Origin of the sequence: Exiguobacterium sp. SH3S1 (assembly GCF_004337105.1) — a bacterium.
Taxonomy (GTDB): domain Bacteria; phylum Bacillota; class Bacilli; order Exiguobacteriales; family Exiguobacteriaceae; genus Exiguobacterium; species Exiguobacterium aurantiacum_A.
This window is the reverse complement of the sequence record NZ_SJUW01000007.1, coordinates 30316-42333: the sequence shown is the minus strand read 5'-3', so window position 1 is coordinate 42333 and position 12018 is coordinate 30316. Positions and strand designations below refer to the sequence as shown.

9 protein-coding genes and 1 CRISPR repeat array are annotated in these 12018 nt (G+C 48.5%); of the genes, 8 read left to right on the top strand and 1 reads right to left on the bottom strand.

Annotated elements, in window-relative coordinates:
- Nucleotides 1-9: 9 nt before the first annotated feature.
- The 3 genes from cas2 to istB all read left to right on the top strand — a co-directional run bounded on the left by cas2 (nucleotide 10) and on the right by istB (nucleotide 4798).
- Nucleotides 10-300, top strand: a complete 291-nt coding sequence (cas2, locus tag EVJ26_RS09270; protein WP_131468152.1) for a CRISPR-associated endonuclease Cas2 — start codon at nucleotides 10-12, stop codon at nucleotides 298-300.
- A gap of 180 nt (nucleotides 301-480) precedes the next feature.
- Nucleotides 481-2560: a CRISPR direct-repeat array (repeat unit 32 nt; unit sequence ATCGCACTCCATGTGAGTGCGTGGATTGAAAT).
- A 238-nt stretch (nucleotides 2561-2798) separates the two neighbouring features.
- Complete coding sequence (gene istA / locus EVJ26_RS09265; RefSeq protein ID WP_131470292.1) at nucleotides 2799-4028, top strand: IS21 family transposase; 1230 nt, start codon at nucleotides 2799-2801, stop codon at nucleotides 4026-4028.
- Complete coding sequence (istB, locus tag EVJ26_RS09260; RefSeq protein WP_031424696.1) at nucleotides 4025-4798, top strand: IS21-like element helper ATPase IstB; 774 nt, start codon at nucleotides 4025-4027, stop codon at nucleotides 4796-4798. Before istA ends, istB begins: the two co-directional genes overlap by 4 nt.
- 109 nt (nucleotides 4799-4907) lie before the next feature.
- On the opposite strand, the gene EVJ26_RS09255 is transcribed toward istB, so the two are convergent.
- A complete protein-coding gene (locus EVJ26_RS09255; protein WP_131470291.1) occupies nucleotides 4908-6407 on the bottom strand; it encodes a DHA2 family efflux MFS transporter permease subunit in 1500 nt (499 codons plus the stop codon).
- A gap of 154 nt (nucleotides 6408-6561) precedes the next feature.
- Here EVJ26_RS09255 and EVJ26_RS09250 point away from each other — a divergent pair, with 154 nt between their 5' ends.
- From EVJ26_RS09250 to EVJ26_RS09230, 5 genes are all read left to right on the top strand, one after another.
- Nucleotides 6562-7434, top strand: coding sequence for a TetR/AcrR family transcriptional regulator (locus EVJ26_RS09250; protein ID WP_070329078.1), 873 nt, complete (start codon nucleotides 6562-6564; stop codon nucleotides 7432-7434).
- Between the two features lie 146 nt (nucleotides 7435-7580).
- Nucleotides 7581-8594, top strand: a complete 1014-nt coding sequence (locus tag EVJ26_RS09245) for a LacI family DNA-binding transcriptional regulator (protein WP_131470290.1) — start codon at nucleotides 7581-7583, stop codon at nucleotides 8592-8594.
- 197 nt (nucleotides 8595-8791) lie between these two features.
- Nucleotides 8792-10105: an ABC transporter substrate-binding protein gene (locus EVJ26_RS09240; RefSeq protein WP_236634147.1), complete on the top strand. Its 1314-nt coding sequence runs from the start codon at nucleotides 8792-8794 to the stop codon at nucleotides 10103-10105.
- A gap of 62 nt (nucleotides 10106-10167) precedes the next feature.
- Nucleotides 10168-11067: a carbohydrate ABC transporter permease gene (locus EVJ26_RS09235; protein WP_131458938.1), complete on the top strand. Its 900-nt coding sequence runs from the start codon at nucleotides 10168-10170 to the stop codon at nucleotides 11065-11067.
- Between the two features lie 3 nt (nucleotides 11068-11070).
- Nucleotides 11071-11997 (top strand): carbohydrate ABC transporter permease, encoded by a 927-nt coding sequence (locus tag EVJ26_RS09230; RefSeq protein WP_201738355.1) that lies wholly within the window; start codon nucleotides 11071-11073, stop codon nucleotides 11995-11997.
- The last annotated feature ends 21 nt before the right edge of the window (nucleotides 11998-12018 follow it).

The following is a 12018-nucleotide window of genomic DNA, read 5'->3' as shown; positions in this document are numbered from 1 at the left end:
GGGATGCATGTGCTCGTTTTAGTGACATATGATGTGAATACTATCTCACCCGGAGGCACGAAACGGCTTAGACAAGTAGCAAAAGTTTGTCAGCAGTACGGTCAGCGAGTTCAGAATAGTGTGTTTGAATGTATCGTTGATCAGACAGAATTTACGACCTTGAAATTGCGGTTACAAGAGATTGTAGACGTAGACCGTGATAGTCTTCGTTTTTATAGACTTGGGAACCAACATGTATCTAAAGTAGAGCATTATGGAGTGAAAGAATCTTTAGATTTGGAAGGCCCTCTCATTTTTTAAAGATGAAGGTGTTTTCAGTGAGTGCGAACTTGAAGTGCACATCATTTTCTAGAGAGGTTCGCACCTGGTTTTTATAAAGTTTTTGAATGAAAGATCAACGAATCTAGTCTTCGGAATACAAAAATAGGTAATATTGTTTATCACATTTATTTTAGTCGGTTTTTTTAGCTTAAATCGGCTATCGCACTCCATGTGAGTGCGTGGATTGAAATTTGAAGATGAGTCCGCCAAGCTCGCCCCATTCCCCATCGCACTCCATGTGAGTGCGTGGATTGAAATATCCACGTGTTGTGCCACCGAGTCATTTCCGAATCGCACTCCATGTGAGTGCGTGGATTGAAATAGCCGAGCCCGCGCGCGACGAATTGCCATCACAGAATCGCACTCCATGTGAGTGCGTGGATTGAAATCGTGATGATGGCGTCGCCCTCGTAGCGTTTGCCATCGCACTCCATGTGAGTGCGTGGATTGAAATAGACCGATCTCCAAGTCCGCGACCATCTGTTGCAATCGCACTCCATGTGAGTGCGTGGATTGAAATATTTTGTCTGCAATGTAAGAGTAAATCTCTCGAATCGCACTCCATGTGAGTGCGTGGATTGAAATAGCTACTGGGGCGAGACGTATCACCTATCCGCCATCGCACTCCATGTGAGTGCGTGGATTGAAATAGCCGGGCTAGAGCTAGGAGAATCGCCATCACCGAGATCGCACTCCATGTGAGTGCGTGGATTGAAATAACGCGCGCTTGAAACGTGAGGGCGTCCTCTCGGATCGCACTCCATGTGAGTGCGTGGATTGAAATTTGCTCCACCTTAGCGAGTCGGTTGTACTTCGTCATCGCACTCCATGTGAGTGCGTGGATTGAAATTATGCCGGTGTTGACTGGGGCTATGAGCACGCAGATCGCACTCCATGTGAGTGCGTGGATTGAAATTCGTCACTGTTCAATCCATCACGATACTTCATCACATCGCACTCCATGTGAGTGCGTGGATTGAAATGGCGGCCGGGCGGGTGGCGTCCCATACGGGGCTCCCCATCGCACTCCATGTGAGTGCGTGGATTGAAATGTCGACCCGACGCACTACTTCGACATCGCATACCATCGCACTCCATGTGAGTGCGTGGATTGAAATATAAAAACCGAGTCTTCGACCACTGCCGTGAGCATCGCACTCCATGTGAGTGCGTGGATTGAAATGAATCCGCGACGCTACAGATGTACACGGCGCTGATCGCACTCCATGTGAGTGCGTGGATTGAAATTGTGAATTGCCCTTGTCCTTGTAACGTGAAGCTGATCGCACTCCATGTGAGTGCGTGGATTGAAATTGTGAATTGCCCTTGTCCTTGTAACGTGAAGCTGATCGCACTCCATGTGAGTGCGTGGATTGAAATACATGGAGCGCGATATGCTCACTTAGACCACCCTATCGCACTCCATGTGAGTGCGTGGATTGAAATGTCTGTAAAGCCCCGTGTTAGCCATGACGCGCCATCGCACTCCATGTGAGTGCGTGGATTGAAATTGCTTCCGGCAACTCCGAGTCATAATTGTAGGCATCGCACTCCATGTGAGTGCGTGGATTGAAATATTTCGTCGACATTTGAACCAATTGCGACGAAGTTAATCGCACTCCATGTGAGTGCGTGGATTGAAATACCTGTAAAAGATGATGACGCCATGAAATCGCCTATCGCACTCCATGTGAGTGCGTGGATTGAAATAATTGCTTTGCGTCTACTCATGTTCGTCTTATCATCGCACTCCATGTGAGTGCGTGGATTGAAATAAAATTTGGTTTGGGAATTTGTAGACGGCGCTCATCGCACTCCATGTGAGTGCGTGGATTGAAATCCCCTTTGCTGCTGCCAGTGTCCGACACGATAGACATCGCACTCCATGTGAGTGCGTGGATTGAAATATGACCATTCCGCATTAGTTAGCACCTCCTGAGGCATCGCACTCCATGTGAGTGCGTGGATTGAAATATGACCATTCCGCATTAGTTAGCACCTCCTGAGGCATCGCACTCCATGTGAGTGCGTGGATTGAAATTTATTTAACGTGATAGTGTTCCCGTTTTGTTCCCGATCGCACTCCATGTGAGTGCGTGGATTGAAATAAACGGTCGTTGAACTCGTCGATTGCCGCGAGCAATCGCACTCCATGTGAGTGCGTGGATTGAAATCGCTATGTCTATAAGGCACGTCCTGATTCCGAGATCGCACTCTACGTGAGTGCGTGGATTGAAATACATCGACCCGTTTCACGAAGAACGCGAGGATAAGGTCGCACCTCGTGTAGGTGCGTGGATTGAAAAGGCATAATCAGTATCATAAGCATTGACATTTCTAAGTGACTTATATCGTTTTTACAGGCAAATGGACGAACCTCTGTAATCAACGCTGTTAAAATCCCTTATATCAACGTATTAAAAATCCCTCAAATTAACGGATAATGATTCTGACAACCTGAAAATGGAGTGTGAGACATGATCCGAAGTGAGGGATTTTTTATGATTCGTGAGTTAAGAAGCAAAGGATGGACAATCAAAGCCATCTCTGACGAGACGGGATATGATCCTAAGACAATCCGAAAGTATTTGAAGATGGAAAATGCACCTACGAAAGTGAAGCGGAAAAAGAGGAAAGGAAAACTCGAACCCTACAAAGACTACATAAACGAACGTATAAAAGAAGGTACAACCAATTGCGAGGTTCTGTTCGATGAGATTCAAAAGCTAGGCTATGAAGGGAAAATGACGATTCTGAGAGAGTACGTGAGACCTTACAGACTTCAGCCTAAAAAGCAGGCTACCGTCAGGTTTGAAACACCGCCTGGACGACAGGGACAGATGGATTGGAGTGATGCCGGGATGTATGAAGTAGACGGTGAAATGCGTATGGTATATGCCTTCTCCATCATCCTCGGGTATTCAAGAATGCGATACATCGAGTTCACAACCGACATGACGCTGGAGACTCTGATGAAGTGCCATATGAATGCGTTCGCCTTCTTCAATGGCGTACCGCAACAGATTCTCTATGACAACATGAAAACTGCGGTCATCAGCCACAATCCAAACGGTATCAAGTTCAATCAGAAATTCGAAGATTTCTTAGCCTATTATGGGATTACGCCGAAGGCGTGCAAGCCCAGACGGGCACAGACGAAAGGGAAGATCGAGCGCTCATTCGGCTATATGAAACAGAACTTTTTCAAACGACGTATCGGAAAGACATTGGAACAATTGAATCGTGACGTCCTGGAGTGGCTACAAAACACGGCCAATAAAAAGAAAAACGATACGACGAAAGAGTCACCTGAGAAACGCTTCGAGGTTGAACAAGGTTTTCTAGCACCAGGACATTTGAAGCCGCATTATCCGGTACATCGCTGGGAAACACGTCAAGTAAGCAAAGACTGTTTTGTGTCCTACCAAGGACGACAGTATTCAGTTCCGTTCCGGTTCGTCGGACAGCATGTACGAATTAGAATCACCCTTGACCATCATCTCGAGGTCTACGCTGATGGCGAACAAATCGCCCAACATCCGATTGCCTCCGGGAACTTGAAGTATCAATTAAATTTAGAGCATTACAAAGGGCTAGAAACGACTCAAAAAGGTTTGCCGACCCGTCGTCTCCAGCCCGATATTCCTGAAGTGGAACGTCGTTCCCTTCAAGTGTACGAACAGTTCGAAAGGAGCGATCACGAATGAACACGGACCTTCTCACTGAACGCTTAGAAAAAGTTGGATGGCAATTGTCGGCCAACCAGCTTGAAGGAATCCTTGAAGATGCCTCCAAGAATAATGTAGCATATTCGGACTTTCTAAACAGTATTCTGATGACGGAAATCGAACACCGTGAGTCAACAGAGCTATCGAAACGAATAAAACGTGCCAGACTCCCCTATTTTAAGACGCTAGAAGACTTCGACTTTGCGTTTCAGCCGAGCATCAATGAAAAGCGCGTCAGGGAGGTGATGACCTGTCGGTTCATCGATAACGGCTTCAATGTATTATTATTGGGCCCACCGGGGGTGGGGAAGACACACTTGGCAATTTCAATCGCTGCGGAAGCTGTCACGAAAGGTTATCGGACTTCGTTCATTACCGCGAACGATTTTGTCGAGGAGTGTCAAAAAGCAGAGAAATCTGGCCTTCTTCCTCGTATCATCAAAAGGTACTGTCGATCCGAGCTACTCATTCTAGATGAAATCGGTTATTTTCCGTTCGACCCCATCAGTGCGAATGCGCTGTTTCAAATCATCTCGAAGAGATATGAGAGAGGCTCGATCATCCTGACTTCAAACAAGTCATATATTGAATGGGGAAAAATATTTGGTGACGAGGTTTTGGCAACCGCAATTTTAGATCGCCTTCTTCATCATGCGACCACTTTTAACATTCGGGGAGATTCATATCGGATGAGGGAAAAGAAACGGGCCGGCATCCAGCCGACCCGTGTCGATAGTTTCCAAGAGTAACGTGTAAAAAAGGGATTTTTAATCCGTTATTAAGAAGGAATTTTAAACCGCTGTTGACAAACCTCCTCAGAGATTCGTCCATTTGCCTGTAAATTAATTTCATGTTTGTTTAGTTTGCGCGTTTCAATTCTTTGTTTATATCTTCTTGTTTGAAATCAAGGTTTCGAACATCAACCCGTTTCACAAAGAACGCCAAGATGAGCGCTAGGATGTTCATCCCTAATGCGACGTAGAACGACACTTGAATCCCTGACAGTAGCGCTTGTTGCGTTAACGCGCCCATCCCGCTCTCAGTGAGTGTCGACGGGTCGACGCCGGTCATGAGTGACTCGGCTTCAGTCCGCGTCACTGAGTTCATAATTGTCACCAAAATAGCCGTTCCAATCGCACCGGACACTTGTTGTGCCGTGTTGTTGATGGCCGTGCCGTGTGGGTTCAGGCTCGTCGGCAATTGGTTGAGACCGTTTGTTAAAATAGGCATCATCACCATCGACATCCCGAACATACGAAGCGTGTACGTCGTAACGATATACGTATACGTCGAGTCGAGCTGGACGTTGGCGAGCATATACGTCGAGATCGCCGTGATCGTGAGACCGGTGATCGAGAGGAGCTTCGGCCCAAATTTATCGAACAGTTTCCCCGTGATTGGTGACATGATCCCCATGATGATGGCACCTGGCAACAGCATCAGTCCTGAGTCGAGCGGTGAGATGCCGCGGACGCTTTGGACGTAGGCCGGCGTCAAGATCATGCCTGAGAACATGGCGACCGCGTTAACCATCGCGATGACCGACGCGAGGGCGAACATCGGATATTTATATGCCCGCAAGTCGAGGAGCGGTTTTTCCATGTTGAGCTGGCGGACGATGAACGCAATCAAAGCGACGAGACCGACGATCATCGTCGTCAAGACGATCGGGTTATCCCAGCCGTCCGAACTCGCCGAACTGACCCCGTACAAAATTCCGCCGAAGCCGAGCGTCGACAAGACGAGCGACAAGTAGTCGAGCGATTGGTCTTTGTTTTGCACCATGACGTTCTCGGCTTTCCAAATCGCGAGTCCGAGTCCGATGATAGCGAGCGGGAGAATCATCTCAAACAAGACACGCCAGTTATAATACTCGACGATATAGCCTGACAGTGTTGGACCGATCGCCGGTGCCGTGATCATGACGAGTCCGAAGATGCCCATCGCCGTTCCACGTTTCTCACGCGGGAAGCTGACGAGCATGACGTTCATCAAGAGTGGTCCCATCGTCGAAGCCCCGACCGCTTGAATCATCCGGCCACTGAGTAACCAGCCAAACGTCGGAGAGAAGGCGGCAATCGCCGTCCCGAGAGTGAAGATTGCCATTGACGTAATGAAGAGCGCCCGGTTCGAGAAGCGGGTGATCAAGTAGGCCGATGCCGGGACGAGGACACCTGTCGCGAGCATGAAGCCGGTCGCAAGCCATTGGACGGTCGAGTAGTCGGCGATGTCCAAATCGACCATGATCGATGGGAGCGCGACGTTAAGTAATGAGTTGTTCAAGAAGGCGATGAATGCCCCGACGAACAAGACCGCGAGCATGAGATACGGCGGTTTCTTTTGGAATTCTGGTTTCATCTGGACTGCTCCTTTATTTTATAAATAGTTATATACTAGTAAGTGTCAATGACATGATTTTATACCCGTTGTACAAATAAATCAACAATTTTGTACCGTGAGTTTAAAATGCTATACTTAGGATACAAATCAAACAGAACGGAGTAATCAGTATATGAAAGATAAGAAACGAAAAGTCGCGGACGTCGCCATGACGTTGTTCATCGAGAATGGGGTACAGCAGACGTCGGTCCAAGAAATCATCGAGCGAGCCAACATCTCGAAAGGGACTTTCTACAACTACTTCGCCTCGAAAACGGACTGTGTCGCCAACATCCTTGAGAACTTGCGCTATGACGCCGGCCAGCGTCGCATCGAGATGCAGATGGGACGGGACAAGCGCGATAAAGACGTATTCATTGAGCAGATCTCGATTCTCATTCAGTTAAATGAGGAACGTAATCTGTACGCCTTGTTCGAGTCGATCATGTCGGCAAACGAACCCGAACTGAAAAAACTCGTCTTGCAGCACCGCGTCTATGAGATCGAGTGGCTCGCCATGCGCCTGACGGAAATTATCGGCGAAGCGATTCGTCCGTATTCGATCGAATTGACGATTCTATTCAACGGGATGTTGCAACACGTGCTATTCACACTTCGCATCACCAACACGGCCTACTCGATCCAACAGCTCGTCCGCAACCTGTATGCGTACGTCGAGCTGATGGCGGCACGGATGGTCGAGACGGGCGAACATATTTTGAACCCGGTCACGGTCGATCAAATGCGGGGGACGACGGATAAAAACTTGGTCACGAAAGAAGAGTTGCTCAAAATGGCAGAGCGGATCCAAAAGCATGTGCTGATGACGGAAGAACAAGGGGATTTATTTGAGGCGATCACGTATGAACTGCATCAAGAGCGGCTTCGGAAAATTGTCATCGAGCAATTGCTCAAGCCGTTCCAACGTTTGTTCAAAGGTGTGACCGGCGAGACCGAGGTACAAAAATTTACGAATCTTGTCTGGTTGTATACACGGACACATTGACGACAAAAACTTTCTTGTTGCTGTTATATAGAAGAAAGACGTCACAAAAATAAATCTCAAAATATTCCACGAAAAAGAATTGATTCCTACAAATTCATGCGCTACAATCAAGTTACCGAAAGCGCTTTCGGGAAGAGGAGACTGACATGGGTACGATCTATGATTTAGCAAAGAAAACCGGCTTTTCGATCACGACCGTCTCTAAAGCGTTGAACAACTACAAGGACGTAAACGAAAAGACGAGAGCCAAAATTTTAAAAGCTGCCGCCGAGATGGACTATCTGCCGAACGCGCACGCCCAGTCGTTATCGACGAAGAAGTCGTGGGCGATCGGAGTCATGTTCTCGGAAGCGAACGAAGTCGGGATGAAACACCCGTTCTTCAACGGAATCATTGAGAGTTTCCGTCACGCGACAGAGGAACAAGGCTACGATTTGATGTTTGCCTCAAGGAACCTCCGCAACCGTGACATGAGTTATCTCGAACACTTCAAACACCGCGCCGTTGACGGCATCGTCGTCATCTGCTCGGACCGGATGGATGAGCAAGTTCAAGAACTCATGCAAAGCGACATCCCGATCGTCGTCGTCGATATGGACAGCGCGGATTGTAGCGTCGTCTATTCGGACAATATCGCGGGTGCACGTCTAGCCGTGAACCACTTGTACGAGCTCGGTCATTGCAAGATCGCACATATCGCCGGTGACAGAACGATTGACGCCGGTGCGACCCGAATCAAAGGGTACGAGCTCGCCATGCAGGCACTCGATCTTCCAATTGAACCAGGTTATTTGATCAACGCCGGATTCTTTTCAGTCGAAGAAGGTAAACAAGCGATGGAGAAGCTTCTCCAGCTCGAAACCCCTCCGACCGCAGTATTCGTCGCGGGTGACCAGATGGCGATTGGTGCGATTGAAGCCGTCCATGAGCATGGTCTCCGGGTACCGGAAGACATCTCGATCATCGGTTACGATGACATCGACATGATCAAGTACATCACGCCGAAGCTGACGACGATTCGTCAAGATACGGACGAGATCGGCGAAGCAGCGGCCGAGTTGTTGATTGAACAGATGACCGCTAAAGAACGACTCACAGAACGTCGCGTCATTCCGGTCAAATTGATCGAACGCTTGTCATGCGCACCGGTCAAAAAGTAGAGTAGTCCCGATGATATTTCGAAGTCGCTCTCTCCCCTTTAACCGGATAGAGGGAAGAGCGCGATTTCGAAAGTCATTCTCAAAAAATCGAAATCGCTTTCGATATTTTATTTCGACATTACCGAAAGCGCTTTCGACAAATTATTACCTCTTCTTGCAAACGCTTTCTAAAAAACATTAAAAGGATGGGTTCACACATGCGTAAAAAATTAGTCAGCTTACTTTCAATCGGAGCACTATCAGTCGGCGTCTTGGGCGCGTGCTCAAACGACGAAGAAACTTCAGGTTCTGAAACAGCTTCTAAAGACGACGTTCTAAAAGTTTGGTCGTTCACAGATGAGCTCAAAGAACCAATCAAAACGTACGAAGAGCGCAACGGCGTCAAAGTAGAATTGACAATCGTTCCAATCGCTGACTATCCGACAAAACTCAAGCCAGCACTTGAAAGCGGCGTTGGGGCACCGGACGTATTCACTGGGGAAATCGCGTTCCTTAAGCAATGGGTTGACGCAGGCTACTGGGAAAACCTTTCAGACGAGCCATACAATGTAAATGAAATCGCGGACGACTACATCCCATACGTCTTTGACCTCGGGAAAGATCAAGAAGGCAACGTGCGCGCCCTTTCATGGCAAACGACTCCAGGTGGTGTCTACTACAAACGTAGCCTAGCGAAAGAAGTGCTCGGCACGGATGATCCGACTGAAATCGGAAACATGATGAGCTCGATGGACGGCGTCTTCGAAGTTGCTGAGAAGATGAAACAAAAAGGCTATCGTATGTTCCCAGATGAAGGCGCAATCCGTTGGTTCTCACAAGGCGCAAACCCTGAAGCATGGGTAAACGACAAGAACGAACTCGTCTTGACACAAGACAAGATCGACTACATGGACTACGCGAAAGAGCTTCGTGAGAAACAATACACGGCACTCGCTCCAGAATGGTCACCATCTTGGTTCGAAGGTATGTCTAAACCGATCAAAGTTAAAGAAGGCGGCAAAGAAGTCGAAACACAAGTCTTCTCGTACGTCCTCCCAACATGGGGTCTCCACAGCGTCTTGAAAGACAGCGCGAAAGATACAGCTGGTGACTGGGCAGTCACGAACGGTCCAAGCCCGTACTTCTGGGGCGGCACATGGCTCGGAGTTTACGAAGGATCGAAAAACAAAGAAGCAGCATACGACTTCGTTAAACTCATGACGCAAGACGAAGAGTTCTTGACAGGTTGGGCTGAAGAGACTGGTGACGTTCTTTCTTACAAACCGGTCACAGATAAGATCAAAGACGATTTCAGCGACGAGTTCCTCGGCGGACAGAACAACTATGAGTTCTTCCTCGACCAAGCTGATAAAATCACACCAGGGATCGTAACGAAATACGACCAGCAGCTCGACACACTCTACGGCGCGTCTGTCCTCCAATACGTTGAAGGCAAGAAGTCGAAAGACGAAGCAATCGCAGAGTTCAAAAAACAAGCGAAGAACGCTTACCCAGACATTACAGTTGACTGAAGCAAGCTAACCCGTGGGGGGATTTCCCCCCTTAAGGGTTGCTATGGAAGGAGTAACACGACGTGAAAAAACTAGACCGTTACGGCTATGCCTTTATTGCCCCATTTTGGGTCGTCTTTTTGACATTCAGTATCTACCCGGTCTTCTTGACCCTGTACTACAGTTTCACCAACTATACCGGCAGCCCGGGTGAAGAGGTCGTCGGTTTCGCGAACTACGCGCGTTTGTTGACAGACACATACTTCATCGAGGCGTTCGTCAATACGATTAAGATTTGGGGAATAAACTTTGCCTTGCAAATCGGTCTCGCACTGGCTCTCGCGCTCTTGTTCTCAGATCTTCGTTTGAAATTGAAGGGCCTCGCGTTCTTCCGTTCATTCTTCTATCTTCCTAACTTGATCACGATCAGTTCGGTCGCACTCTTGTTTGGAATCTTGCTTGACTGGCAGCACGGATCACTCAACATGATGCTCTTGAAACTCGGCATTATCTCAGACCCAATCAATTGGTTATCGCAACCGGTGACGGCACAACTGTCCGTCTCACTCATTTTGACATGGATGTGGTTCGGTCACTCGTTCATCATCGTCATGGCCGGTGTATCGGGGATTTCGCAAGACTTCTTCGAAGCTGCCCATATCGATGGCGCGAACCGTTGGCAGATGTTCACGAACGTCACGGTGCCACTGCTTAAACCGATTCTCTTGTATATCATGATCACATCGCTCATCGGTGGCCTGCAACTGTTCGACCTTCCGCTCTTGTTGACGGATGGAGTCGGTGCGCCAGATGGATCACTGAACACGATGGTGCTTTACTTGTACAACCAAGCATTCAAGTATAACAACTACGGCTATGCATCAGCGGTTGCTTACGGCTTGTTCTTGATCACGCTCGTCTTCTCGGCGGTCGTCTTCAAAGGCATGTTCCGTAAAGAGCGCGCTGCGCAGAAGGGAGCATAACCAATGGAACAAAATGCAGAATCACGGCGTATGCTCGCCGACAGCGAAGTACAGCCGCCGCGCGAGGAGAAACCTCTCCGCGTGGAGCCACCAAAAAACAAGGTCAAAAAGAAACGGTTTAGCCGTGGATTGATCTATACGGCCTTGATTATCTTGACGATTATCTGTTTCATCCCGTTCCTCATGATGCTCGTCAACGCGACACGGACGAACGGAGAAATCATGACCGGTTTCTCGCTCATCCCAGGGACATCACTGCTCGATAACTATGCGATCTTGAGCGACTACATCAACATTTGGACCGGATTTAAAAACAGTTTGATTGTTGCGGTGCTCGTGACGTTACTCTCGGGTTACTTCTCAGCCATGACTGCGTTCGGATTTGCATTCTACGACTTCAAAGGGAAAAACGTACTCTTCATCTTCATGCTCGTCATGATGATGGTCCCGGGACAACTCGGACTCATCGGTTTCTACGAGATCAGCAAGACGCTCGGGATTCTCGATTCGTTCATCCCGCTCATCATACCGTCGATCGCGAGTCCGTTCGTCGTCTTCTTCATCCGCCAGTACACGCAAGCGACGCTGCACGTCAGTATGATCGAAGCAGCGCGGATCGATGGAGCGAGCGAGCTTCGCATCTTCCATACGATCGCGCTTCCGATGATGATGCCAGCTGTTGCGACGATGTCGATCTTCACGTTCATCGGCTCGTGGAACAACTACTTGATGCCGCTCGTGCTCTTGTTCTCACCAGAGAAGTACACGTTGCCGGTACTCATGGGCTTCTTGAAAGGTTCGCAAGTCGCCGAAAACCTCGGCGCCCTTTACCTCGGTATCGCGATTTCAGTCGTGCCGATCATGATCGCCTTCTTGTTCTTGTCGAAATACATCGTCAGCAGTATCTCGGCTGGTGCGGTCAAAGAATAACTAGACAGAAAAGAGGAATTG